Annotated in this window: 21 protein-coding genes; 10 read left to right on the top strand and 11 right to left on the bottom strand. The window is 63.1% G+C overall.

All coding sequences use genetic code 11. The features are described 5' to 3' along the window. Positions 1-13: 13 nt before the first annotated feature. From metF to IPM12_03535, 6 genes are all read right to left on the bottom strand, one after another. Positions 14-967 carry a methylenetetrahydrofolate reductase [NAD(P)H] gene (metF, locus tag IPM12_03560; GenBank protein ID MBK9146882.1) on the bottom strand — a complete coding sequence of 318 codons (954 nt, stop codon included), beginning with the start codon at positions 965-967 and terminating at the stop codon, positions 14-16. A gap of 81 nt (positions 968-1048) precedes the next feature. After that, entirely contained in the window at positions 1049-3493 is a 2445-nt protein-coding gene (locus IPM12_03555) for a gliding motility-associated C-terminal domain-containing protein (protein MBK9146881.1), read from the bottom strand. Between the two features lie 23 nt (positions 3494-3516). After that, the gene (locus IPM12_03550; protein MBK9146880.1) at positions 3517-6225 is read right to left on the bottom strand and encodes a gliding motility-associated C-terminal domain-containing protein; all 2709 of its coding nucleotides are present in this window, start codon (positions 6223-6225) and stop codon (positions 3517-3519) included. Positions 6226-6294: 69 nt separating this feature from the next. Continuing rightward, entirely contained in the window at positions 6295-7287 is a 993-nt protein-coding gene (locus tag IPM12_03545; protein MBK9146879.1) for a gliding motility-associated C-terminal domain-containing protein, read from the bottom strand. Beyond that, positions 7277-7834, bottom strand: coding sequence for a sigma-70 family RNA polymerase sigma factor (locus IPM12_03540; GenBank protein ID MBK9146878.1), 558 nt, complete (start codon positions 7832-7834; stop codon positions 7277-7279). The genes IPM12_03545 and IPM12_03540 overlap by 11 nt, the downstream gene beginning before the upstream one ends. Before the next feature lie 87 nt (positions 7835-7921). Then, entirely contained in the window at positions 7922-8380 is a 459-nt protein-coding gene (locus tag IPM12_03535; protein ID MBK9146877.1) for a gliding motility-associated C-terminal domain-containing protein, read from the bottom strand. Positions 8381-8573: 193 nt separating this feature from the next. Between IPM12_03535 and lepA the strand changes: the two genes are divergently transcribed. Then, entirely contained in the window at positions 8574-10361 is a 1788-nt protein-coding gene (gene lepA / locus IPM12_03530) for an elongation factor 4 (GenBank protein ID MBK9146876.1), read from the top strand. Between the two features lies 1 nt (position 10362). Here the strand turns inward: lepA and IPM12_03525 are convergent, their stop codons facing one another. Together IPM12_03525 and IPM12_03520 are read right to left on the bottom strand one after the other, a co-directional pair. After that, complete coding sequence (locus tag IPM12_03525) at positions 10363-10866, bottom strand: serine acetyltransferase (GenBank protein ID MBK9146875.1); 504 nt, start codon at positions 10864-10866, stop codon at positions 10363-10365. Next, positions 10866-11810: a glycosyltransferase gene (locus tag IPM12_03520; protein ID MBK9146874.1), complete on the bottom strand. Its 945-nt coding sequence runs from the start codon at positions 11808-11810 to the stop codon at positions 10866-10868. Before IPM12_03520 ends, IPM12_03525 begins: the two co-directional genes overlap by 1 nt. A gap of 43 nt (positions 11811-11853) precedes the next feature. Here IPM12_03520 and IPM12_03515 point away from each other — a divergent pair, with 43 nt between their 5' ends. From IPM12_03515 to IPM12_03495, 5 genes are all read left to right on the top strand, one after another. Beyond that, entirely contained in the window at positions 11854-12339 is a 486-nt protein-coding gene (locus tag IPM12_03515) for an RNA polymerase sigma factor (protein ID MBK9146873.1), read from the top strand. Beyond that, entirely contained in the window at positions 12336-13658 is a 1323-nt protein-coding gene (locus IPM12_03510) for a hypothetical protein (GenBank protein MBK9146872.1), read from the top strand. The genes IPM12_03515 and IPM12_03510 overlap by 4 nt, the downstream gene beginning before the upstream one ends. A gap of 119 nt (positions 13659-13777) precedes the next feature. Beyond that, complete coding sequence (locus IPM12_03505; protein MBK9146871.1) at positions 13778-14158, top strand: hypothetical protein; 381 nt, start codon at positions 13778-13780, stop codon at positions 14156-14158. Between the two features lie 113 nt (positions 14159-14271). Further along, on the top strand, positions 14272-15270 hold the full coding sequence (locus IPM12_03500) for a hypothetical protein (protein ID MBK9146870.1): 999 nt from the start codon (positions 14272-14274) through the stop codon (positions 15268-15270). Positions 15271-15564: 294 nt separating this feature from the next. Then, positions 15565-16317 (top strand): YebC/PmpR family DNA-binding transcriptional regulator, encoded by a 753-nt coding sequence (locus IPM12_03495; GenBank protein ID MBK9146869.1) that lies wholly within the window; start codon positions 15565-15567, stop codon positions 16315-16317. Between the two features lie 108 nt (positions 16318-16425). Here the strand turns inward: IPM12_03495 and IPM12_03490 are convergent, their stop codons facing one another. Beyond that, entirely contained in the window at positions 16426-18354 is a 1929-nt protein-coding gene (locus IPM12_03490; protein MBK9146868.1) for a nitrate- and nitrite sensing domain-containing protein, read from the bottom strand. Positions 18355-18472: 118 nt separating this feature from the next. Between IPM12_03490 and IPM12_03485 the strand changes: the two genes are divergently transcribed. From IPM12_03485 to IPM12_03470, 4 genes are all read left to right on the top strand, one after another. Continuing rightward, positions 18473-20023 (top strand): acyl-CoA carboxylase subunit beta, encoded by a 1551-nt coding sequence (locus IPM12_03485; GenBank protein MBK9146867.1) that lies wholly within the window; start codon positions 18473-18475, stop codon positions 20021-20023. A gap of 96 nt (positions 20024-20119) precedes the next feature. Next, a complete protein-coding gene (locus tag IPM12_03480) occupies positions 20120-20869 on the top strand; it encodes a hypothetical protein (GenBank protein MBK9146866.1) in 750 nt (249 codons plus the stop codon). 97 nt (positions 20870-20966) lie between these two features. Then, complete coding sequence (locus IPM12_03475) at positions 20967-22892, top strand: sensor histidine kinase (protein MBK9146865.1); 1926 nt, start codon at positions 20967-20969, stop codon at positions 22890-22892. Beyond that, positions 22889-23542, top strand: a complete 654-nt coding sequence (locus IPM12_03470) for a response regulator transcription factor (GenBank protein ID MBK9146864.1) — start codon at positions 22889-22891, stop codon at positions 23540-23542. Before IPM12_03475 ends, IPM12_03470 begins: the two co-directional genes overlap by 4 nt. Before the next feature lie 93 nt (positions 23543-23635). Here the strand turns inward: IPM12_03470 and IPM12_03465 are convergent, their stop codons facing one another. Beyond that, a complete protein-coding gene (locus tag IPM12_03465) occupies positions 23636-24067 on the bottom strand; it encodes a hypothetical protein (protein MBK9146863.1) in 432 nt (143 codons plus the stop codon). Between the two features lie 8 nt (positions 24068-24075). After that, entirely contained in the window at positions 24076-24969 is an 894-nt protein-coding gene (locus tag IPM12_03460; GenBank protein ID MBK9146862.1) for a hypothetical protein, read from the bottom strand. Between the last annotated feature and the right edge of the window lie 3 nt (positions 24970-24972).

Below are 24972 nucleotides of genomic sequence, written 5' to 3'. Positions count from 1 at the left end.
CCGTCCGGAGTCCTTATTGCACGGCCTCCACGATCGCTCGCACCGCCTCGCTGCGGCCCATGGTGTAGAAATGGAGGCAGGGGACCTTGGCATCGCGCAGCTCCTTGGCCTGCTCGATGCTCCATTCGATTCCCAGCTTCTTCACTTCCAGGTCGCTGCGGCACTTCACCAGTTCGTGGGCGAATGCATCGGGCAGGTCCACGCGGAAGGTCTTCGGCAGGAATGCGATGTGCTTGAGCGTGGTGAGCGGTTTCAGGCCCGGGATGATCGGAACCATGATGCCGGCTTCACGGCAGAGATCCACGAAGCGGAAGTACTTCGCGTTGTCGAAGAACATCTGTGTCACCAGGTACTCCGCGCCAGCGTCCACCTTCTGCTTCAGGTAGGCGATGTCCACATTGAGATTGAGCGCCTCGGGATGCTTCTCCGGGTAGCAGGCGGCGCCTACGCACAGGTCGGTGGGCGCGGCCTCTTGCTCTTCCTCGTGCAGGTATTTCCCGCGATTGAGCCCATTGATCTGACGGATCAGGTCAACGGCGTGCGCATGGCCATCACGCTCGGGCGTGAAGTGCGCTTCGTTCTTGATGGCGTCGCCGCGCAAGGCAAGCACATTGTCGATCCCGAGGAAGTTGAGCTCGATCAGCGCATCCTCGGTCTCTTCCTGGCTGAAGCCGCCGCAGATCAGGTGCGGCACGGTATCGATGCCGTATTTCGCCTTGATCATGGCGCAGATCCCCACGGTGCCGGGCCGCTTGCGAAGGCGCACGCGCTGGGTGAGACCATTGCCCTTCTCCTTGTAGATTACCTCCTCGCGGTGGTAGGTGACGTTGATGAAGCTCGGGCCGAATTCGATCAGCGGGTCGATGCCCTCGTAGATGGAACGGATATCCTTCCCCTTCAGCGGCGGGAGGATCTCGAAACTGAAGAGGGTGCGGTCCGCCTTGCGCAAATGGTCGATGACCTTCATCCGATGGGCATTTTCAAAGGGCGGCTAAAGTAGGAAGGCCCTTCGCGGGGGAAGGGCCTTCTGAGGGATAAGGAGCGGAGCTCAGCGCAGCACGGTGATGTGCCCTGTGCGCTCGGATTTGTCACTCAACGTGAGCACGTAGAAGTAGGTCCCGTCAGGTACATCGTCCCCGTTCCATGTGTTCTTGTAGTTGGTGGCGGAGTAAACCTTGTTGCCCCAGCGGCCATAGATCGTCAGCTCGTTCCCCCAGTACTCGATGTTGTCGATCACGAAGTAGTCATTGGCCCGGTCGCCGTTCGGGGTGATCACGTTGGGGATGGTGATGTCGGGCGGGAAGATCACGTAAACATTCGTTACCGAGTGAGAGCAGCCGTCGGACGTGGTCACCGTGAGGGTGACGGCGTATTGCCCAGGGTTCTCGAAAGTCCAGGAAGGATCCGGGTCCGTGCTGCCAGCACCTTGGTCATCGAAATCCCAGGACCACGAGGTGATGGTTCCACCGGCAATGGTGGAGAAATCGGTGAAATCCACCGTGGTGCCCATCGGTTGCGGGGATTGCGGGCTGGTGCCGAACTCCGCAACCGGATTGTTTGCGATCAGCACTTGATAGGGCGCAGAGACCCCGGAGCATCCTTCAGCTGTCGTCACGGTCACGGTATATGTGCCGGTCCCTACCGTGATCGTTGGCGTGCTGGCCTGGGTGCTCCATGCGTAGGTGGCGTAAGGTTCTGTGGTGGAGAGCGTGGCATTCGCGCCTCCGCAGCTGAACGGCGGACCGGTGATCACCGGGGTGGGTGCCGGGGCTTCCGTTACGGTGATAGGGCCCGATGTGAGCGGGCAATTGCCATAGGCAACGGTCACCGTGTAGGTCCCAGCGCCTACTTGTACGTTGGAGCCGAAGAGATTGCCGGGCTGCCAGATGTAGCTATCGAATCCACTAGGCGCGGAGAGCTGCGCCAGGCCACCGCTGCAGACCACCGGATTGCCGCTGATGGTGATCGGTCCCTGCGGGGAGGGGGTCACCGTCACGGTGATGGTGGTGTCGTAGGTGCAACCGAAATTGTCGGTGACTGAGAAGGAGTAATCGAAGGTGCCGGGGGTTGCGCCCACCATGGTCGCGCCGTACGGATCGTTCGGGTTGCTGGTCAGGCTCTGGCCTGTCCATCCAGCGGAATCAGCGGTTTGGCCAAGTACCGGCGTATACACCGTAAGGCTGGGGAAGAGGTCCGGGTTGAATGTGATCGACCAATCGCAGATGTACCCGTTGTCAATGGCGAACAGGTCGGTAATGGTGAACGTCCACTGGCCATTGAGCGGGCATCCAATCAGGTTGCTGAATGGCTGCACGCTCTCGTAGGTGCCCGCCGGGATGGTGCCTCCGGCATTCTCTATCCATGTCCCGTTGGTGGCCGTGGGGCTCCAGCAATACTCCCAGCACGTCCCAGGCGTATCCGATTCGTCATCGACCGGTATGCCAATGTAGGTGCCGCCGCCCCCTTGCTGGTGGAATACGGTGGTCTGGCCGTTCGGACAAGCGATCTGGATGACAAGATCACCCATGTAGCTGTGCTCCATGCTGGCACAAACGCTCAGCAGGTCGTTGGGGTCGGTGAGGGTCTGCCCAGGATTGAAATTGGTGAAGGTTATCGACGTGTTGAAGGGGACGCCTTGCAGATCGGGCAGGAAGATGCCATCACCCAGATTGCTCTCTGGAAGCGCCGACCATGTAACCGGCGTCGGGTTGGAGATCAAGGCCAACGTGTCGCCTTGGCAGATCGTGGTGCTCGGCGTGGTGCCGGTGAAGATCGGCGTGGTGCTCACGAGCACTTGAAGGTCGACCAGGTTCGTGCTCGCGCAATCATTGTCGTCGATCACGGTGACTTGCACAACGTACTCGGCAGGATCGCTGAAGCTGTGCGTCACGATCGCGCCGCTGGTGCTGTCCAAAGTGCCATCGGTGAAGTCCCAGATGTACTGCTCAACATTGAAGCCCGCCGCCGCGGTGGAGGCGCTCGCATCGAAGGTGATTTGCTCGCCCTGGCAAGCCAGCAAGGGGATGGCGCTGCCGAAGGTGGCTGCGGCAGTGGGCGGTTCACAAGGCTGGAAACAGGTGATGTTGGCTGCGAAATCGCCGGTGCCCGTGTTGTTGCTGGTGAAGACGACCGTGAGGCACCCCGTGGCATTCGCGAAGCTTGCAGAGACGATTCCCGGATTGTCGCCAGCCGCCCAGGTGCCGATCAACGGCGCACTGGTGTCATCGCCGTCGTAGATGCTCATCTGGTCATTCGGCGAAGTGCCTGCGGCGCTCAGGTTGAAGATCACCCATTGCAGCGAGATGGCCGGCCCTGAGCCATCGGGGCAGATCACCGTCGTGAAGTTCTCATTGTCACCGTAGGGGCCGCCGTTGCCATTGCTGTCCAGGAACGCCCCTTGGCAGGCATTCACATTCGGCTGGTTCATGTAGTACTCCTGTGCATCGGTGGTCAGCGTGGCAGTGGTCAAGCCAACGGCGATCCAGATTCGCATCATCATTCTGCGGGTGGGGTTCATCATCGTAATACGGTCACATGGCCGGTGTATTCCGACTTGTCCTGCAAGGTGAGCACATAGTAGTAGGTTCCATCAGGCAGATCGTCGGCCTTCCACGTATTCCGGTAGTTGGTCGCTTCGTACACTTTTTGGCCCCAGCGATTGAACACCGTGAGGTTGTTCACCCAGAACTCGATGTTCTCGATCACGAAGAAGTCGTTGCTCCGATCGCCATTGGGCGAAATCACGTTGGGGATGGTGATGTCGGGCGGGTAGATGTCGTAGCGCTGGCTGACGGTGTCGATGCAGCCGAAGGCGTTGGTGACGATGAGCGTGACCCAGTATTGCCCCGGCTCGCTGTAGGTCCATTCAGGCGATTGCTCATCGCTGCTGTTGCCATTGGGGTCGAAGGTCCATTGCCAATCGGTGATGGCGCTTCCCTGGCCGTTGCTCAGGTCGGTGAATTGAACGGTGGTGCCAGTGGGCTGCGGCGATTCGGGGCTGGTGCCGAAGTCGGCGGTCGGGTCGTTCGCCACCGTCACGTTGAAGGGGGCGCTGGTACCTGTGCAGCCGTTGGCATCAGTCACGGTCACGGTTACCGCGCCGCTCCCGCTCTGCGTGGTGCTGGACGTGCTGCCCGTGCTCCAATTGTAGCTGCTGAACGGTTGCGTGGTGGTGAGCAGCACGGGTGTTCCGCCGCAGCTGAAGTTGGGGCCGGTGATCACGGGTGCGGGATTGGGCACCTGTGTCACGGTGAAGGTGTTGGAGAAGGTGGTGCATGGCCCGATGCTCGCGGCAACGAAGTATGTGCCCGCCTGCACGCTGATGCTCTGCCCTACGGCATTGTTGTTCCAGGTATAGTTGTCGAAGCCCGGCGTTGCGCTGATGTTCACGATGCCTCCTTCGCAGAGCTGCGCTGGTCCCGTGATCGAGACCGGGGGCAGCACGATCTCGTCCACCGTCACCTGCGACTCATACACGCAGTTGAGGAATTGCGCCGTGATGCTGTAGTCGCCTTCGGTCACCGTGATCGTCTCATCGAAGGATCCGGTGCTCCATTGGATCAGGTCGTAGAGCGAGCCGTCAACGCTCAAGGCCGTGTTCGCCCCTTCGCAGTATTGCAGCGCTCCATTGATCACGGGCGGGCCGGGATCCTGTTCCACCACGGTGAAGGGTGCGGACACATTCACGCAGCCTTGGTAATAACCGGTAACGGTATAGGTGCCTCCCGGAACGAAGATGGTCTGGTCAGTCTCACCGGTGCTCCAAAGAAGGCTGTCATAGCCGAAGGAGGCCGTGAGGTCGGGAAGCGGCTCGCCGCAATAGAGCCCAGGTCCAGCTATGGTGAGCTCAGGAGCATTCACGAGGGAGACGCTGAACGGCGGGGAGGTGAGCTGGCAAAGGCCGGTACCGCCCGTGACCGTGAAGGTGCCGGGCTGGTTCACCGTGATCGAAGGGCCGCTCTGGCCATTGCTCCAAACGAAGTTTGAGAATGGCCCAGTGGCCGTGAGCGTTGTGCTCTGCCCGGCGCAGATGGCCGAGGGCCCGGTGATCAATGGCGGGCCCGACGGGGCCGGGGTCACCTCGATCACGATGTTGATGATGGAGCTGAGGTTCGGCGCGCCATCATCTGTGCCCGTGAAGGTGACCGTGTGGAAGCCGATCTCTCCTGCCGTTGGCGTGAATTGCCCGGTCACAGACGCCACGATCCCGCTGGTGTTGGCGATCTCGGTCCAAGTGCTGATGGTGGGCGCGCTTGATGTGGCCACCGTGGTCTGGTTGTTCTCGGGGGAGAGGAAGGTGAGCTCCAGATCCGCGGTCTGTCCCACGCAGGCGCGCAGGGTATCGCAGAGATAAAGGCCAGCAGCGATGGGGGGGATGTTCTGCGTGCTGGTCACCGTGGTGAACACGAAGTTCTTGAAGTCGAGCCAGCTCACACCATCCGGATTCCCGAAGGGCCCGTCGTAGGCGATGCCTGCTTGATCGAATCGCCCGAACTGGATGAAGTCGGTGCCATTGCCCCGGTTGGCGCCAACGGTTGCAGGTATGCCACCGAATCCACCGACGCCCTGAGAAGCGCTGCCCGTGGTCCACTGCATGTCCTTGTAGCAGAAGCTCACGTTCTTCCCGATGCCGATCACCGGATCATTGCCATCGGTGATGATCACCTGAAACCAGTTGCGCTTATCGGTTTGCTGGTTGAAGTAACCCACGCCCACCCAGTTCACATACATGGCCGTCGGGGTGATCTTGTACCAGACCTGACCGCCGTTCCCCCGGGTATCCACATCGGCCCAGAAGGGAGCCACCATGCGGTTGTTCGCATTGGGGAAGGCCGTTGCGCTGAATGTCCCAAAGGCTTGCAGGAACGAGATGTTCCCGTTGTTGTTGATGAAGCACGACGTGTAGGTGTCGCCGTAGAGGTCGAAAGTGAAGCCGAGCGGCAGGTTGGCAGTGGAGCCGTCGTCGTTCGGCGCCATGGCCAAGGTGTAGGAGGCATCGGGCTCAATCCAGCACTCGCAATCATCGCTCCCGCCACCGCGCTCCGGACCACCCGGCGGCAGCAGGTCTGTTTCTGCGGGCGGCGTGAACGGCACGGCGCCCGGTGCAAGCGAACCGCTGGTCTTGGCCGCTTGGTAATCCGCCTCGCTCATCAGCACCGGTGCCTGTGCAGTGGTGCTGATGGTGAGCACCATGGAGGCGCAGGCAAAGACGTAGGGCTTCATCATTTTCATGAGCTGGGATTCAGCCTTCACCACGGAGGGCCGGCAAACTTACACAGCGCATCCCGCTGAGCCTCAATTGGTGCCGATTCGGTTCAGCCACACCACCTTGCCATCGGCTAGCACGTGGCCATCGGGCAGCTGGGCTTCAACGGCCACCAGGTACATGCCGTCGTCGCAATTCAGGCCCTGCCACTCTTCGTCGATGCTGGTTGAGCTGAAAACGAGCTGGTTGTTCTTCATGGAGTAGACCCGCACCACGACGCGTTCGAAACCCGTTCGGGGCAGGATCCGATAAGTGTCGTTGATGCCGTCGCCATTCGGGGTGAAGGTGTTGGGCATGAAGAGCTTGATGGACTCTTCGACAATCGGGGCTACCACTTCCTGCTCATAACGGTCTCCGCGCTCATCCCCATCCAATGATTGGTCATTAGTGGAGGTCTTCGGGTCCGGTCTTTCATCACTGGTCAGCACATCGAGCATGGTGCGCACGGTGAGGTCCTCGATGATCCGGTCCACCACAACGGCCTCTTCCGGAGCTTGAGCCAAGGGTTCAGTGACCTTCGGAACCGTAGTCACATGTTCATCCTGGGGCGATGGAATAGCCTTCGGCGCTGCTTGGCGAACCTTTGGGACCGCAGGCTCAAGGACCTTGGCGTCGACTTGCTGGCTAACAATGCCGACCTCGGCCACCGCTACGGGTTCAGGCAACTCGTCGGTTTCCACGGGAGCCGCTACGGCGGTTTCAACGGGCTTGCCGCCAAGGGTCATCACCAGTGCACCTATGGCCACCACGCCCGCCACACCCGCAGCCATCCATCCGTATAGGCCGGACCATCCCGCACCCGACACTGGGTGCCCGAGCCGGTTGCTGATTCCGCTCCAAGCGCTCGGGTCAACAGCGCTCTCGTGGCCTTGGAAACGCTCGCGGAACAGGTCGTTAACAGGGTCGCTTGCAGGAGCCGCTGTAAGCAGCTTGGCCTCGATTACGGCCCAAGTGCCGGGATCAACCGGAGCCTCATGGCCCTGGAAGCGCTCGCGCAGGAGGTCGTTCAGGCTATTCTTCATGGTCGTTGGCGTAAGGCGCGCCCACTTCTTTGGGCAGCAGCTTGCGCAGGTAGGCCCGCGCTTTCATGAATTGCGATTTGCTCGTGTTCTCGGAGATGCCGAGCTGCTCGGCGATTTCCTTGTGGGCGAAGCCCTCGATTGCGAACAGGTTGAAGACCGTGCGGTAGCCGGGAGGCAGCGCTTGGATGAGATCCATGAGCTCATCCGTGCTCATGGTGGTGAGCACTTGCTCGTCAGCTTGGTGCAGGTGCTCGGCCTCGGTGAGGTCAACGCTGTGGTCGTAAGGCTTGCTGCGGCGGATGTGGTCGAGGGCCGTATTCACCATGGTCCGCGCGATCCAGCCACCCAAGGGGCCGTCGCCCCGGTAGTGATCGATCTTCTGGAACACCTTCACGAAGCCGTCCTGGAGCATGTCCTGGGCCTGTTCCCGATTCCCGGCGTAACGCATGCAAATGCTCATCATCTTCCTGGCATAGGCCTTATAGAGGGCCTTCTGCGCGATGGGCTCGCCATGGATGCACCCGGAAACGAGTTCTTCATCGGTCATGGCAATCCGTGCTAGATGATGCGGCCGTGGCTCTTTTGGTTGCCTCGCCCGGCCCTCTAAACTACTCCCCACAGCGGAGATGCGGCCCTAACGGATCAGGGTCACCGAGCCGGAAAGGTCCAATTTGTCCTGTGAGCCGTTCGGCCAAGCCTCAAGGCGCCAGACATATACCCCCATCGGCATGGCGGCCCCCCCAACGCCGAAGGCCCCATCCCAACCTTCGCCAGAAGTGCTCATGAACAGGCTGCGCCCCCATCGGTCGAAGACCTGAAAACGGCTGAGGCTCAGGTTCATGCCCATAAAGAAGGGGAAGAACTTGTCATTCAGCCCGTCGCCATCGGGCGTGAATGCTGTGGCAGCCATTAAGCCGAGGGGTTTCATGGCCAGGTCAGAGGGTGTGTCGAGGCCGCTTAACTGGGCGTCACCGGACATGCCATTGGATGGCGCGGATCCCAGACCGGGCCGATCGGCCTCAACCTGGATCAGGCCCGGGTGGTCTTCATTGCCATTCTGGGCCATGGCACTGCAGCCGAGCGCCAGCGCCAAGAGGGTAAGGGGTCGAATGGGGTTGCCGTATGCCATGCGGAGCGGAGGTAAGGGGTTGCTGATTGAGGATGGCCGAACCACGCAATGGTTGCCTGTCTTCGGATTGGAGCCTACCAAGGTAACGCCTTGCCCTCATCGCGCAAGGCCTTGGGATACATTCGCGCGCCGAAGAACGACCCGTCGCGCCCGAATCATGGATCACATCCGCAACTTCTGCATCATCGCACATATCGACCACGGCAAGAGCACCCTGGCCGATCGCCTTCTGCAGATGACCGGCACCATTGCCGACCGCGACATGCAGGCCCAGGCCCTGGACGATATGGATCTGGAACGTGAGCGCGGCATCACCATCAAGAGCAAGGCGATTCAGATGGACTACACCCTCAATGGGCAGAGGTACATCCTGAACCTCATCGATACCCCGGGCCATGTGGATTTCAGCTACGAGGTGAGCCGCAGCATCGCCGCTTGCGAAGGCGCGTTGCTCATCGTGGACGCTACGCAGGGCATCCAAGCGCAGACCATCAGCAATCTCTACCTCGCCTTAGAGCACGACCTGGAGATCATCCCCATCCTCAACAAGATGGATCTGGCCAGCGCGAACCCCGAAGAGGTGAAGGACCAGATCGTGGACCTGTTGGGTTGCAGGCGCGAGGAGATCATGGCGGCCAGCGGCAAGACCGGCTTCGGGGTGGATAAGGTGCTCGAGGAGATCGTGCATCGCATCCCGCCACCAAAGGGCGATCCGAATGCGCCCCTGCAGGCGCTCATATTCGATAGCGTCTTCAACCCGTTCCGGGGCATCATCGCCTACTTCCGGGTGAAGAACGGCACCATCCGCAAGGGCGATCAGGTGAAGTTCTTCAACACCGGCGTGGAGTACGCGGCGGATGAAGTCGGCATCCTCAAGATGGACATCAGCCCAAGGCCCGAAGTGAAGGCTGGCGATGTGGGCTACATCATCAGCGGCATCAAGACCGCCAGCGAGGTAAAGGTGGGCGACACCATCACGCACCGCGACCGCCCATGCGCCGAGGCCATCCATGGCTTCGAGGATGTGAAGCCAATGGTCTGGGCCGGCATCTTCCCCGTGGATACCGATGACTACGAGGAGATGCGCGACGCCATGGAAAAGCTGAAGCTCAACGACGCCAGCCTCACGTGGACGCCGGAGAGCAGCGCCGCGCTAGGCTTCGGCTTCCGCTGCGGCTTCCTCGGCCTGCTGCACATGGAGATCATCCAGGAGCGGCTGCAGCGCGAGTTCAACATGAGCGTGATCACCACCGTGCCCAACGTGGGCTACGTGGTCACCAAGACCAATGGCGAGGTGATTGAGGTGCACAACCCCGCCGACCTGCCCGATGTGATGCACATCGAGCGCATCGAGGAGCCTTACATCAAGGCTCAGGTGATCACCAAGGCCGAGTACACCGGCGCGATCATGACGCTCTGCATCGAGAAGCGGGGCATCCTCACCGGCCAGAATTACCTCACCACCGACCGGGTTGAACTGAGCTTCGAGCTGCCGCTCGGCGAAGTGGTCTTCGATTTCTACGACAAGCTCAAGAGCATCTCGCGCGGCTACGCCAGCTTCGATTACCACCCGGTGGGCCTGAAGGAGAGCGACCTGATCAAGCTCGACATCCTCCTCAACAGCGAACGCGTGGACGCCCTGAGCGCGCTCATCCACCGCGACCATGCGCATGAGCTGGGCAAGAAGATGTGCAGCAAGCTGAAGGAGCTCCTGCCCCGCCAGCAGTTCGACATCCCGATCCAAGCCGCCATCGGCGCCAAGATCGTGGCGCGGGAAACCGTGAAGGCGCTGCGCAAGGATGTTACGGCGAAATGCTACGGCGGAGACATTTCAAGGAAGAGGAAGCTCCTTGAGAAACAGAAGGAAGGCAAGAAGAAGATGAAGCAGATCGGCACGGTGGAAGTGCCGCAGCAGGCCTTCCTCGCGGTGCTGAAGCTGGATTGAATCAGCCCCGCGGCACATTGCGCGCTGGGTTCCCGATTGAAGCGCATTTTGCGGGCACGTCCTTCACCACCACCGCGCCCGCTCCGATGGCCACATCATCGCCGATGGTGATGGGCCCGATGATCACGGCATTGGCACCGATGTCCACACGGTCGCCGAAGCGGGGCGCACGGCTGTAGCTGCCGTCCTTCAGTTGCTTGTTGCCGATGGTGCAGCTGTTGCGCACGATGCAATTCGCGCCGAATACGGTGCCGTCGTTCACCACCAGCGCTTGGCCATGCTCTATGCGGAAGCCCGGTCCGATGCGCGTCTTCCAAGGCAGCTCGATGCACAGGAACCACTCCACGCCGATGCGGTACGATATGAAGTAGGGCAGGAAGAGGATGAACGTGAAGGGGCTCTGGCGCAGCAGGTGCGCGATGCGGAACAGCAGCATCACCAGCCGGCTCTTGGGGTTGCCCTTGCCGGCCGCCCAGTCCTGGAAGATGTTCCACGCGCTGGCCATCACTGCTGCTTGCCCGCCAAAGGTGAGACGTGCTGGTTGAAGAGCAGCTTGAGCCCTTGAGGCACATAGAGCGCGAGCCTCACCAGCTGGCTCAGCGCCACGCCGAAGGGCCCATGGCCAATGGCGCGGCTCACCAAGCGTCCTTCGCGCAGCATCCTGCCCAAGGGCACGCGCATGCTGGCGCCGCCCGCCGTGAAATGCGCCAGCGGCTCGGCGAGGTAGAGGAACTGCCGCGGCGTTTCCATCCACGCGTCAACCGTCCACTTGTGGTCGCCGCTCACCTTGATGGAGATGTCGAACGGATGCGTGGCATAGTAGCTGCGCCGAACGAAGAACGAAGGATGATTGAGCACCATCTCCCAATACTTCAGCAGGAATCCGTTCAGGCGTGCCCGCTTCACCTTGCTGTGCCCATTAGGGTACTCGAGCCAGATGTCGCCATGCACGATGTTGATGCCGCTCTTGCCGCGCACCGCGCCCATGGCGCGCTCCACGCTATGCGGCGCGTACCAGTCATCCGCATTGATCAGCCCCACCCATTCGCCGGTGCAGAGCGCCACACCCTTGTTCATGCCGTCGTAGATGCCCTTGTCACGCGCGCTCTCCCAATAGGAAAGCCGGTCCTCATAGCGGCGAATGATCTCCAGCGTGCCATCGGTGCTCCCGCCATCGACGATGATGTACTCGATGTTCGGGTACGATTGCGCCAACACGCTCTGGATGGTGCGCTCCAGCGTGGCCGCTCCGTTGAATACGACTGTCACGATGCTCACCAGGGGCGCATCATCGCGCTGTTCGGGAGCGATCCCGCGCGTGCGCTGCCCTCCGTGCAGTGAGGCGTCCATTGCGGCAAAGGTCAACCGTGCATTGCGTTGCCTGCTCCAGGGGCGCATAGGGCTTTCAACAGGTCGGCGGTGATGCCGCAGGCCCACCTGTAACTTCATCCGCCTTCGCGCGTCTCACCTACAGGCACCGGCTCCCTCCCCGATGACCATCGCTGAATTCAACGCCGCCGTGGACGCGCATGCTGATGGCCTGTACCGCTTCGCTTTGAAGCACCTGCGCGATACTGACCACGCGAAGGATGTGGTGCAGGAGAGCTTCGCCCGGCTCTGGGCCAGGGTGGATCAGGTGGACGGGGCCAAGGCGAAGAGTTATCTGTTCACGACCGCGCACCACGCCATCGTCGATGAGACCCGCAAGGGTGGTCGCGTGCGAAGGATGGAAGAGCACCATGCGGACCTTCAGCACACGAGCATGGCCCAGCCAGACCTGAAGGCCGTGCTCGATGCCGCGCTGGCAGCGCTTCCGCCGATCCAGCGCAGCGTGGTGCTGCTTCGCGACCTCGAGGGCTACACCTACGAGGAGATCGCGGAGCTCACCGGGTTGAATCTGCCGCAGGTGAAAGTGTACATCTACCGCGGCCGTACAGCACTCAAGGACCACATCGGCCAACTCGACTTGGTGCTATGAGTGAACGCCTCGGCCCCCACAACTACGAGGCCTGGCTGCTCGATCAGCTGGACGGGCAATTGACGGCCGAACAGGAGCGCGAGCTCGAAGCCTTCCTGATCGCCCACCCGCAGTTCAGGCCCTCGGATGAGGCATTGCCCAAGGTCGATGCCGATTCCGCTCGGTTCCCCGACAGGGATCGCGATGCCCTCAAACGCACGTTGCCCCCAACGGGCTCCGTCAACGCGCTGACGCTGCACGATCACCTCATCGCCCGGCATGAAGGGGATTTGAACCCGGAACAGGAGCAGGCCCTGACGGAGTTCCTGAGATCCCGTCCCACGGCACAGCGCACGGACCGCCAATACGCGCACGCCCGAATCACCCCGGAGCCAATTGCCTTCAATAACCGTGGATCGCTCCATCGCGCTTTGCCGCCTGCAGGCCGGCCCACCTTGGGCGATCTGGACGATTTCCTCGTGGCCCGGCTCGAAGGCGACCTGAGCACAGAACAAGAACGCGCCCTCGACGAGCTATTCGCGGAACACGAGCAGGCTCGGAAGGAGTGGGCCCTAGTGAAAGCGACCCGCATTGCTCCTGAGACCATCGTGTTCAGCGGGAAGCCCGGACTCAAGCGCTCGGCGAAGGTGATTGCCATTGGCGCCTGGGGAAAGGCGTGGCGATTGGCTGCGGCCGCCTCCATCGCGTTGCTGCTGGGACTTGGCTGGTGGCGGCTACGCAGCGAAGGCAATGCGGATCCCGGCTTCGCTCATCGCGGAACAACCATTCCGAAAGCGGCTCAGCAACCGCATCCCGAAAGCGGACAACATGATGAGCGCGATGATGTTCCGGTCTCTGATTCAATCGTGGAACCCATTGAATCGAGTGCACCTGTGCATCACCAACCACAGGAGCGACAGGTCATCGAATCGCCCCTGATCCCTGAACCCGCGGAGCCGCTGCCACCAGCACCGGAGCCAGAAGATGCACCGATGGCGCAGGTGCCGGATGAAGATGCGCCTGCGCCGGAGCCGAATCCGCGAACCGAAGAGCCGGCTGTGCTCGCGCAGGCCGATGCGGTTGGGCAGCGCCCCATCGATGGTGCCGTCCCCACGATGGGGCAAGCGCTCACCGGTGCCGTACGGGAACGCCTGCTGGCCCTGGAAGCCGAGCCCACCCGGCCCTTGGACGCCACGGATGCCGAAGCCGCAGCCGATCGCGCGTTGCGCGCCGTGGCCGGTGATCGCGCAGGCTTCGTGGTGAAGCGTGATGGTCGGGGCCGCAGTCGTGGCTTCGACCTGCGCCTGGGACGCCACATGGCGCTGAGCGCGCGCCGCTGAGCACGGAGCGCACCGCCCATCCTCACGGAAGCACCACTCATCATCCAGCCACCGTATTTCTGTAACGAGGCCGGCCGTGGCCCCGTCCTATGCGCAATCAACGCAACACCACCACTGCCATGAGAACCCGCATCGCTCGATTCCTGCTCGTCTTCGCCTCCGTCCTCACCTTGGGATACGCCCGTGCCGCCGAGCCGATCCCTGGTAATGCGCCGGCCACCGCCACCGCCACCGTGCTCGAGCGCGCCCTCGACCGGGCCCTGAACCGCCACATGAGCTATCCCTGGCTGGAACAGGGGGATATGACGGGCAAGGTCTTCGTAAGCTTCAACATCGACGCGGAAGGCAAGGTGCAAGTGCTCACCTGCAACAGCTCCAACGAGCGCCTTCGGGCCTACGTGCTGCGCAAGCTGGCGCGCATCGACATCGGCAGCAACCCCGAGGGCATCTGGAGAACCACGCACATGGTCATCGACTTCCATCCCGAGCGCCAAGGCTGATAGGCAGCGGCAGCTTGGAGCGTAACGGCCTCGCGGGAGCGGGGCCGTTCGCATTTGCATCGCGTTGTAACTCCACCGGCATGAAGTCGTCCTACGACCAAGAAGACGAACCCATGAAGACCGCGCTCCTGACCTCCTCCATCCTGCTGTTGTCCCCCATCGCCAATGCGCAGAACGATACCGCCGTCTCCCCGGACCGCATGCAGGCGTTGGAGTTGCGCCTACAGAGCGATGAAGGCCTCACCGTGAAAATGACCGAAGGCGACACCGTGGTCACCAAGGGCGGCTTCACCATCGACACCAAGTACAAGCGGATCACGGTGAAGACCGAGCCCAAACCTTGGGTGAGCAAGCAGGACAGCCTCAACGAAGTGCTTCGCGACAAGCGCCGCGAGCGCCGCAACCAGTTCACCAATTGGGCCGGGGTCGATGCCGGCGTGAATTTCCTCACAGGTGCCGATGGCGATGCAGACCTCGATGCCAGCGCCGGGTTCATGCAGATCGACCACGGCCGCTCGCGGTTCCTGAGCATCAACATCATGGAGCAGAAGATCGAGTTCGGCACGCACCACGTGGGCCTGCTCACCGGCTTGGGCTGGGAATTCGTGAATTACCGCCTGAAGGAGAACGTGCTCCTCAGCCAGCAAGGCGACAGCATCATCGGCGTGCCGGTTGAAAGCCCTGATATCGATAAGAACAAGCTGCGCATGATGGGCTTCCGCATGCCGCTGATGCTCGAGTTCAACACCAGGCGCGCGCCCATGCCCAGCGCCGCCGACCTCGAAGCCGCCCGTGCCGACACCACCGGCGCCCTGGCGAAGCGCTACCGTTACTCGCGCCGGAACAACGTCAATCTGGCGGTCGGCGTGGTGGGCAGCTGGTACTTCGATACCATGTACAAGCAGCGCTACCAGGTGGAGGGCAAGACCGTGCTTGACCGCGACAAGGGCGACTTCAACTTGCTGCCCTACCGATTGGCAGCGGCTGCTCGCATCGGCTTCGGCAAGTTCACGCTATTCGCGGAACGGTCGCTCACCCCGCTATTCCGGGAAGGCAAGGGGCCGGAGCTCACCCCCTGGGCGGTGGGCTTGCAATTGGTCGGGTTCAACTAGCGCGCAGGCGCTACGAGGGGTTGGGCCCGGGGCCGTGAGCCAGCCCTCTTCGTAGAGGGCACAGCTCGCGGCCCACCCGGCCAACCATTCCCAGCGTTCCTTGCGGGGGGCGGGCGGGGGCTCCCGCCGCCCGGGGCGGCGCGGGCCCGGCCCCCCCCGGGGGGGGGCCCCGGGCCGGGCGGGGCCGGCCGGGGGGGGGCGCGCGCGCGGGGGCGCCCCCCCCCGCCCCGGGGGCCCCGAAGGGGGATTCTTGGGACCGGTTCTACATTCGCGCTCCGCAAACGGCCACGCCTCATGGGACGCATATTCGAGAAACGCAAGCACAAGATCTTCGCGCGCAATGCCAAGCTCAGCAAGCTCTTCACGCGCATCGGTAAGGAGATTGCCATGGCGGTAAAGGCCGGTGGGCCGAATCCCGAAGCGAACAGCCGCCTCAAGGTCGCCATCCAGAACGCGAGGGGCATGAACATGCCCAAGGACAACATCGACCGAGCGATCAAGAAAGCGGCCGGCGGCGAGGAGGCCGATTTCGCGGAAGTGACCTATGAAGGATACGCTTCGGGCGGCGTGGCTGTGTTCGTGGAGGCCGCCACGAACAACACCACGCGGACCGTGGCCAATGTGCGCAGCTACTTCAGCAAGTGCGGCGCCAACCTGGGCAACAGCGGTTCGCTCGCGCACATCTTCGAGCGCAAGGCCGAATTCGTGATCGAAACCGCCGCGCTCAATGGCCGCGATGCCGATGAGTTCGAGATGGAGGTGATCGATGGGGGCGCCGATGATGTGGTGCGCGATGAGGACGGGTTCGTCATCTACGCGCCCTTCGCCTCCTTCGGCGCCATGCAGCAGAAGCTCGAAGCGCTGGGCGTGGAGGCGAAGAGCGCCGAGCTGAAGCGCTTTCCGCTGGTGACCACGCCCGCCGATGCCCCCACGGCGCGCGCCGTGCTCAAGCTCGTTGACATGCTCAATGAGGACGACGACGTGAACGCCGTCTATCACAACATGGACCTCACCGAAGAGGTGGAGGCGGAACTGGAGGCGGATTGATTGAATTAGGCAGGGGCTGAGTTCGCCCATAGCTGATTCGCAACACGTCCGGAGCGTCACTCCGGATGCACTTCCGGATATTGTCTTTCCGATGCATCCAGCGGATGATCATCGTCCCTTGAAACGAATCATGTACCGAGTCCCGGTGCTGCCGCCCTCGACGGTCAAGTGGCCGTTGAGCTGCTCCACGAGGCCCTCGATGAGCGTGGCCCCAAGCGTGTCGCCACTGGACTGCAGCTTCTCCAACGGGATTCCCGTGCCGTCGTCCGCGTAGAGCAGGTCGAAAGCGGTTCCGTAAGGCGGCGCATCCTCTACGCGATGCAGCGCCAGGGTGACGCGGCCTTCAGCACGGCCCCTGAAGGCATGCTTCAGCGAATTGGTGATGAGCTCGTTGAGCAGCAGGCCCAGTGGCACCATGGTGCTGAGGCCGAGGGTGAGGCCTGGGTCGATATCGGTGCTCCGCGTGATCCGCTCCTGCACATCATTCACGCGCACGAGCTCATCGAAGAGCTCCTCGATGTAAAGGGCCACCTCCACCGTGGCCAGCTCATCGCCTTTATAGAGCTTCTCATGGATGAGCGCCATGCTGGTCACGCGGCTCTGGCTCTGGTCGAAAGCGGCTTGGAGCCGCTCGTCAGTGAAGGATGCCGCTTGAAGGCGAAGAAGGCTCGCGATCACCTGCAGGTTGTTCTTCACGCGGTGGTGCATCTCCTTGATGAGCACGCTGATCCGCTGGTTGGCCTCTTCGAGCTTGTCCTTCTCGGCCTTCAGGGCACGGGCCTGCTCATCATCGCGCAGGCGGGCGGCTTTCAAGTTCTCCTTCATGCGAGCCAAGGCAAGCCCCAGCTGGTCCTGCGTGCCGCGCACGTTCACGGGAACATCGTAATCGCCGCGGCCGATGGCCTCCGCGCTGCGTGCCAGCGAGCGCTGGTTATCCACCATGCCGTTGAAGGCCACGGCCATCTGGCCGATCTCATCGTTGCCGGTGGCGCGCACCTTCACGTTCACATCGCCCACGGCCATGGATCGCGCGGCGCGCCCCACCTCGGCCACGGTGCGGCTCACGCCGCGGGTGATCACGAAGCCCATGATGAACACCGCCGATACCACCGCGATGAGCGCGGCCAGCACCGTGAATAGCCGCAGTTCGGCATCGCGGCTGTTGGCAGACGAGCTGGAAGTGATGAGCGCCAACGAGCGCGCCTCCACCACGCGCAGCTTCTCCACGGCGGCGATCGAGAGCTCCCACCATTCGCGCGGCGCGATCTCCAGGTCGGGCGACCGCCGCTGCTTCACGGTGCCGATCAACGACCGCATGAAGTTGACGTCTTCGCCCTGGAACTCCTCCTGGTAGGCCTTGAGCACCTCGGCTGGCGCATCGCGCTCGAAGAGCAGCATATTGGTCTCGTAGGCGCTGACCTGCTCGGCGAGCTCCGCCACGTCCGTGGACTCGATGGGGCGTGCAGCGTAGCCGATGGTGAGCTTGTCGCGCAGCACGCACAAGGCCTCCTTGGCGCTGAGCAGCCGCAGGTGGGTGTACAGCCGGTCCTTGGTACCTGGATCGAGCTGAAGCTTGCCGGACCGGCCGAGTTCATCGAGCAGCGCTTGGTCCATGGCGCGATAGGCCCGGCTCACGCTGCCGGGGTCGATGCGCCGCTCGCGCACACGCTGCCTCAGGATGTTGAGCCCCTCGAAGGGCCGCTTGCTCAGGATCGCAGCACTGATCGGGTTGCCGGGCAATTCCAGTGTGACCAATGCCCCATCGGTGCGCGCCTGCTGCAGGTCGAGCTTCTGAGGCAGCACTTCGAGGCCGGCCAGGTATCCTACGGCCATGGCCCGTTCACGTTGGAGCTCGTGCACCACATTCGCGTAGAGCCCGATCAGCCGTGTCTGCTGGTCGATGTACTCCATCACGTCAAGCCGTTTGAGGCTGCCATCGATCTGCTTGCCGATCAGAAGCACCATGCCCAGCACGGGCAGGCCCAAGGTCACCATGAACTTGGTGCGTACCGGCAGGTCGGCGAAGCGCAGCTTCATGCGGGCAAAGTAGCAAGGGCCGGGGCTGTGCGCCGTGCTGGACCAATCCATGTCAGGCAGCCTGGGTCCGGCCTGCCTGCCGGCGGCAGGTACATTCGCCCCGCCCCGGAACAGGGCGATGCCAGCCATGAAGGAACAGTTCGACCGACTCGACCAGCTCACCGCGAAGGCCCTGGAAGGCGGCGGCAAGGATCGCATCGAAGCGCAGCACAAGAAGGGCAAGCTCACCGCGCGCGAGCGCATCGGACTGCTGCTCGACGAAGGCAGCTTCCAGGAGCTTGGCCAGCTGGTCACGCACCGCAGCAGCAACTTCGGGCTCGACAAGCAGAAGTTCCTCGGCGATGGCGTGGTCACGGGCTATGGCACCGTGGGAGGCCGACTGGTGTATGTGTTCTCGCAGGATTTCACGGTGCTGGGCGGATCGCTCGCCGAGGCCCATGCGCAGAAGATCTGCCGGGTGATGGATCTGGCCATGCAGAATGGCGCGCCGGTGATCGGCCTCAACGATAGCGGTGGCGCGCGCATCCAGGAAGGCGTGGTCTCGCTCGGCGGCTATGCTGACATCTTCTTCCGGAACGTGCGGGCCAGCGGCGTGGTACCGCAGATCAGCGCCATCCTCGGCCCATGCGCGGGCGGTGCCGTGTACTCGCCGGCGCTAACGGACTTCGTGCTCATGGCCGAAGGCACCAGCTACATGTTCGTGACCGGCCCCAACGTGGTGAAAACCGTGACGCATGAGGAGGTGAGCAGCGAGGACCTCGGCGGCGCCAGCACCCACGCCACCAAGAGCGGCGTGGCGCACTTCACCGCACCCAATGAGATCGAGGCCATCTGGCAATTGCGCCAGCTGGTGGGCTACATCCCCAGCAATTGCGAGGAGGAGCCGCCTGCGCTGCCCTACGTGCCGAGCGATGAGCTGCGACCCGAGCTCGATACGGTCATCCCTGACAACCCCAACCAGCCCTACGACATCAGGCAGGTGATGAACGCGGTGATTGACCCGGATAGCAGCATGGAGGTGCATGCGGAGTACGCCCGCAACATGGTGATCGGCTTCGCTCGCGTGGCGGGCCGCACGGTGGGCTGCGTAGCCAACCAGCCCGCTGTGCTCGCCGGGGTGCTCGACATCGATGCCAGCACCAAGGCCGCGCGCTTCGTGCGCTTCTGCGATGCCTTCAACATCCCGCTCATCACCTTCGTGGATGTGCCCGGCTTCCTGCCCGGCACCGACCAAGAGTGGCGCGGCATCATCAACCACGGCGCCAAGCTGCTCTACGCCTTCAGCGAGGCCACGGTGCCGCGCATCACCATCATCACGCGAAAGGCATACGGCGGCGCTTACGATGTGATGAACAGCAAGCATATCGGCTGCGACATGAACTTCGCTTGGCCCAGCGCGGAGATCGCCGTGATGGGCGCCAAGGGCGCCGCCGAAATCATCTTCAAGGGCGAGATCGCCAAGGCCGCCGATAAGGGTGCGAAGTGGAAAGAGAAAGAGGCCGAGTACAGGGAACAGTTCGCCAACCCGTACGAGGCCGCCGCGCGCGGCTATGTTGACGAGGTGATCCGCCCGTCGCAGACGCGCATCAAGGTGATGGCCGCGCTCGACATGCTACGCAACAAGGTGGATAAGCTGCCACGGAAGAAGCACGGGAACATCCCGCTGTGAGCCGCATGCGTCCGCGCTGTTGAATTCTTCGGCGCGAAGGGCCCCCGACGAATGCCCTGCGGCCGCAACTTCGTGTCGAACAAACCGCCAACGAACATGAGCGCCCGTTCCATCGCGATTGCTGGCCTTGCTTCCGTACTCGTGCTCTCCGCCTGCGAGAAGGAGGATAACGGCTCCTCCACGGACACTCCTGGTGGTGGGTCCGGCAATAGCACGGCGAGCACCACTCCTTCCTTCTCCGATGCCGATGGCGTGCTGGCCGCAACGCGGGCCTACGTCACCATCAGCACGCCGCTGGGCCCGCAGGAGATCATCGCGGGCCTGGCCGCTGGGGCCTTCAGCAATGATCAGTTCGCCAACATGGTGAACGTGGGGGCCGTTTCGTGCAATGGCGAGCTCCTTGGTCCGCAAGCCGGCAATGCCTACGCCTATATCCCGCCAGCCACCAGCCCAACCGGGATCGACCTCACCGCGTCGAATGAAGTGACCTGGGTCGCCGGCGGCGGAAGCGGTTTCTCCGCCTTCACGCGCACCATCATGGGCCCCTATCCGGCTACCGGCGGGATAACCAGCAGCAGCACCGTGGTGCGCGCATCGGGACATACCCTTACAGTCGATGCCGTGGTCAGCGCCGATTCCGTGCTCTTCGTGATCGGGCCTGTCGCGCGCACGCTCGCGGGCAATGCCACGGCATGCACCTTCAGCGCAGCAGAGCTCAGCAGCCTGGTCACCGGATCGGCGCTGGCGCAAGTGGTGGCCTACAATTCGGCGAACGAGGTGATCGGTGGCAAGCGGATCTATTTCGTGAAGCAATCGCTCCGCTCGCAGTCGGTGACGGTGCAGTGAGCCAGGTCATCGGCGTGGCACGCTGCGGTGATCCACTGAGCGTCATCGGGGCAGCACCGCAGTGCACGGTCCTCCGGGAACTCGCAGCTTTGCCAACATGCGCAAGTGGCTCGCCTTCGCCGCGTTCCTGATAGCTGCGGCACTGCCGGGGCAAACCCCGGTGCTCGACAGCTTGCTGCGCGCGCTTCTTCAGCAACACGGTGCAGAGCGATGCCGCACCTTGGGCGAGGTGCAATGGGAGCTGGGTTTCCAGGATGCGCAGCGCGCGCTTGCCTATGGGAGGGAGGAACTGCGGTTGGCGGAAAGCCTGAAGGATAGCGCGCTGATCGCTCAGGCGCTGAACGACATGGCCATCACGGAGTACCGGCTCGGCCGGCTCCGGGAGGCAGTTGGATCGAACAAGAAGGCCTTGCGCATCCGGACCGCGCTCAACGACTCCGTTGGCATGGCCGCTTCGCATAGCAAGGTAGGGGTGGCATACACGGACCTCATGGAGTTCGATTCCGCCCTGGTGCACAGCTATGCGGCGGCACGCATCTATGAGAGGCTCGGCGATGTGCTCCGATCGGCGCAGGTGCGCGGCAACATCGGGCACCTGTACCAGCTGATGTCGGACCTCCCGGCGGCTGAGCGCATCACGCGAGAAACGGTGGCCATCCTTCGTGGGCAGAACAGTGACTACGCCTTGGCCGCCGCGATCGGCCAGCTCTGCCAGGTTCTCCAGCACATGAACCGGCCCGATGAAGCGCTCGCTGCCGGGCAAGAGGCCATGGCCCTGTATGAGAAGGTGGGCTCGAAGATGGATATGGCCAACCTCAACAACGAATTGGGACAGGTCAGCCGCCATCGCGGCGACAATGACGCCGGCTTGGCCTACTACCGCCGAGCGCTGGAACTGGGAGAGGAATCGGGCGACCTCAATGGCGTGGCCACCTACGCGCTCAATGTCGCCAAGGCGCTTGTGGATCTGGGCAGGCCCAAGGAAGCGCTGCCCCTGTTCGAGCGCAGTGTGGCCTTGTGCCGCGCAGGGGGCTATGATGACCAGCGCATGTCGGCATTGGCGGGCTGGGTCGCCGCCTTGGAGCGCACCGGCGACCTGCGCGGCGCATTGGCGCTGCAAAAGGAGCTCACCGACTTGCGCGACAGCGTGTACAGCACGCAGCGATTGGCGGCGCTCACGGACATGCAAGTGCGGTATGAGACCGAGCGCACGGAGAAGGAGCTCGCTGAAGAGCGCCAGCGCGGGCTGGAGCAGGAGAATCGGATCGTGCGGCAGCGCTTGCTCATCGCGCTCTCCGCCGGAAGCGCCCTGCTGGTGCTGCTGGTCGCGTGGCTCGTGGCATCACGGCAGCGTGCGCGCCTGAAGGCCGAGCGCGATGCGGCCATCATCGCCGAGCGCGAGCATGGGCTGAAAGCTCTGGTGGAATCGACCGATGCCGAGCGCAAGCGGATCGCCTCGGAGCTGCACGATGGCGTCGGGCAGTTGCTCACGGGCCTGCGCATGCGCATGGAGGCGGCATCGTCCGCGGCGCCGGATTGGAATGAGCTCAAGGTCCTCGCTGCCGATGCGGGCAATGAAGTGCGCGGCATCGCCCACCGCATGATGCCGCGCGCATTGGGCGAGCTGGGCCTGGCGCCCGCCATCGGCGACATGCTGGAGAAGACCCTGAAACTGCCCGGCATGCGCCATGCCTATGAGCACTTCGGCTTGGAGGGCCGATTGCCGCCCGAGCTCGAGACCGGCGTGTACCGCATCGCGCAGGAATTGGTGGCCAATGCCGCGAAGCACGCCAGGGCCCGGCTCGTGAACGTGCAACTGATGCGCAACAAGGGCTGGCTCATCCTGATCGTGGAGGACGACGGTGCCGGATTCGATGAACGGATCAGCGGTACAGGCATCGGCTTGCAAGGCCTCCGGGATCGCGCGCGCGTGATGCGCGGCACCCTTGAGATCGACTCCCGGCCCGGCTCCGGGACCGTGGCCACCTTGCGCGTACCCATTCCCAACGGCATGCACCGATGACCCGACCGAACCCTGCGACCCGCATCCTGCTCTGCGACGACCACCGCATCATCACGGAGGGCTTGCGCGACCTCCTGGCACCTGCCGCCGATGTGGAATTCGTGGGCGCCGCGCATTCGGGCCTCGAGGCCTTGGGCATGCTTGATCACCTGGGTGCCGATGTGCTGCTCACTGACCTCGACATGCCGGAAATGGATGGCTTCCAATTGGCCGAGCGGGCCAAGGCCAAGCACCCTGCGCTGAAAGTGGTGGTGCTCTCCATGCACGATGAGCCGGCCCTGGTGAAGCGCGCCATGGAGCTCGGTGCCGATGGTTACCTGGTGAAGACCGCAGGGCGCGAAGAAGTGCTCCTAGCCGTGCGCGCGGCGATGGCCGGTCGCAAGCACTTCGGCAGCGGCGTCTTGGAAGCATTCTTGCGACAGGGCGTTGATGCGAAGAAGGGCAACGAGCTGCTCAAGGACCTCAGCGAGCGTGAGGTGGAAGTGCTCGCGGCGCTGGCCGAGGGCTTGGGCAACAAGGAGATCGGCGAGCGGCTCTTCATCAGCCCGCGCACGGTCGATACGCACCGCACCAACCTCATGCGCAAGCTCGACGTGCACCATGTGGCGGGCCTGGTGCGGCTGGCGATCAAGGCCGGGCTGGTGAGCTGAGCGCGAATCGCAGGGAACTGAAGAGCCCGGGTTACGGCCCGGGCTCTCCATCTGCGCCATTGGCTTACGGGCCAGCGGCGGCGGATGCGCCAGTCATTCCTTGAAGCCGACCATGATGGCCACGCAGCCGAGGTGCGTCATCTCGGTCTTGCGCTCGGGCACCCATACCACCACGCGCATCTGGGTGGTGCTGGCGGCCTTGAAGTCGAAGGAGGGCTTGGGCTCGTCGGCCATGCTCTCGAATACGATCTTGTTGTTCTGGTCCACCAGCTTCCAGTTCACTTCGCCCAGGATCTGATGCACGCACACCATCACGCGGTACTCCTGCCCGCTGTAGAAAGTGAGGGCCACTTCGGCCTCATCGCCGGGACTGAGCTGCGCGCCGTTGAATGTCTCGTTGAATTTGTAGGGCGCGAGGCCGGGCACGCACTTGTTCTTCGCGAACGATTTGCATTGGGCCTGCGCCGTGGTGCCCGCCAGCATCAGGCCCGCAGCCAGCAGTGAAGCGAATGTGATCCGGAGCATGGCGGCGTTCAGTTGATGTATGAATTGCGGATGGCGACGGCCTTCTCCGTGATGGCCTTGAGCTGCGCGTCGGAGAGCGTGGCGGCTCCGCCTTCGGCACCCAGCACCGTGACCCCGTTCTCTTGCGTGGCGGTCACGCCGCCGCCGCCGGCCTGAACATCGGCGTACAGCGCGGCCAGGTCCTTCAGGTCGTTGCGAACGCCTGCGAGCGTCTCGTCCTCACCGTAGGTGTCGAGCAGGGCGGTGAGGTCGTTGAGCGAGAGCTTCTGCTCGGCGATGCGCTGCTTGAGCTCTGCGCTGGCATTGCCTTGGGCCACTTGCGTGGCGATGTACAGGCCTTCGACCCAGCCGCCGGCGATCATGAGCGCGCTGAGGTTCTCGCGGTCGTTCACCTTGAGGTAGCGGTCCATGTCCCAGTAGGTCTCGCTGATGATGTCGAGCAGCTTCTCGCGGTCGTTCTGGTGCTGCTCCATCAAGGCCATCACGCTGTCGTTGAAGGCGCTGGTCACGGAGAGCTTGTCGGCCAGGCGGCGCGCGCAGCTGGTGTAGAAGATGCTCTCCTGGGTGTGGTTGAACACGCTGGCGTAGCTGAGGTCGGCGCCGTAAACGCCGAGGTTGAGCGCCTGCTTGCTCGCCGCGGTGTACTTGTCCACGTTCTTCACGTCGTTGAGGATCTTGCCGTTGTAGGTGGCTCCGGCCTTCTTGAGCAGGGCGGCCGTCTCCATGGGCGAGGGGATGCTGTAGAAGATCTTCTTGGTGCGGCTCTGGCGCTCGCTCTGCGAGAGGCTATCGGTGCCGGGGGCTTGCAGCGTATCCTTGGGCTGCTCGCCGCCGCCGCATGCGGCAAGCAGGAGCACGATGGCCGGCAGCAGGAGCGTGCGCGGATGGAACAGGTTGAGCATGGA

This window comes from Flavobacteriales bacterium, assembly GCA_016716605.1.
Classification (GTDB): domain Bacteria; phylum Bacteroidota; class Bacteroidia; order Flavobacteriales_F; family PHOS-HE28; genus PHOS-HE28.
The sequence above is the reverse complement of the archived record's forward strand: the minus strand, read 5'-3'. Positions and strand labels throughout refer to the sequence as shown.

Bases quoted from the DNA above. Each gene is read 5' to 3' on its own strand.
- metF (MBK9146882.1), bottom strand. From the start codon at position 967: ATGAAGGTCATCGACCATTTGCGCAAGGCGGACCGCACCCTCTTCAGT.
- IPM12_03555 (MBK9146881.1), bottom strand. From the start codon at position 3,493: ATGCGAATCTGGATCGCCGTTGGCTTGACCACTGCCACGCTGACCACC.
- IPM12_03550 (MBK9146880.1), bottom strand. From the start codon at position 6,225: ATGATGAAGCCCTACGTCTTTGCCTGCGCCTCCATGGTGCTCACCATC.
- IPM12_03545 (MBK9146879.1), bottom strand. From the start codon at position 7,287: ATGAAGAATAGCCTGAACGACCTCCTGCGCGAGCGCTTCCAGGGCCAT.
- IPM12_03540 (MBK9146878.1), bottom strand. From the start codon at position 7,834: ATGACCGATGAAGAACTCGTTTCCGGGTGCATCCATGGCGAGCCCATC.
- lepA (MBK9146876.1), top strand. From the start codon at position 8,574: ATGGATCACATCCGCAACTTCTGCATCATCGCACATATCGACCACGGC.
- IPM12_03525 (MBK9146875.1), bottom strand. From the start codon at position 10,866: ATGGCCAGCGCGTGGAACATCTTCCAGGACTGGGCGGCCGGCAAGGGC.
- IPM12_03520 (MBK9146874.1), bottom strand. From the start codon at position 11,810: ATGAAGTTACAGGTGGGCCTGCGGCATCACCGCCGACCTGTTGAAAGC.
- IPM12_03515 (MBK9146873.1), top strand. From the start codon at position 11,854: ATGACCATCGCTGAATTCAACGCCGCCGTGGACGCGCATGCTGATGGC.
- IPM12_03510 (MBK9146872.1), top strand. From the start codon at position 12,336: ATGAGTGAACGCCTCGGCCCCCACAACTACGAGGCCTGGCTGCTCGAT.
- IPM12_03505 (MBK9146871.1), top strand. From the start codon at position 13,778: ATGAGAACCCGCATCGCTCGATTCCTGCTCGTCTTCGCCTCCGTCCTC.
- IPM12_03500 (MBK9146870.1), top strand. From the start codon at position 14,272: ATGAAGACCGCGCTCCTGACCTCCTCCATCCTGCTGTTGTCCCCCATC.
- IPM12_03495 (MBK9146869.1), top strand. From the start codon at position 15,565: ATGGGACGCATATTCGAGAAACGCAAGCACAAGATCTTCGCGCGCAAT.
- IPM12_03490 (MBK9146868.1), bottom strand. From the start codon at position 18,354: ATGAAGCTGCGCTTCGCCGACCTGCCGGTACGCACCAAGTTCATGGTG.
- IPM12_03485 (MBK9146867.1), top strand. From the start codon at position 18,473: ATGCCAGCCATGAAGGAACAGTTCGACCGACTCGACCAGCTCACCGCG.
- IPM12_03480 (MBK9146866.1), top strand. From the start codon at position 20,120: ATGAGCGCCCGTTCCATCGCGATTGCTGGCCTTGCTTCCGTACTCGTG.
- IPM12_03475 (MBK9146865.1), top strand. From the start codon at position 20,967: ATGCGCAAGTGGCTCGCCTTCGCCGCGTTCCTGATAGCTGCGGCACTG.
- IPM12_03470 (MBK9146864.1), top strand. From the start codon at position 22,889: ATGACCCGACCGAACCCTGCGACCCGCATCCTGCTCTGCGACGACCAC.
- IPM12_03465 (MBK9146863.1), bottom strand. From the start codon at position 24,067: ATGCTCCGGATCACATTCGCTTCACTGCTGGCTGCGGGCCTGATGCTG.
- IPM12_03460 (MBK9146862.1), bottom strand. From the start codon at position 24,969: ATGCTCAACCTGTTCCATCCGCGCACGCTCCTGCTGCCGGCCATCGTG.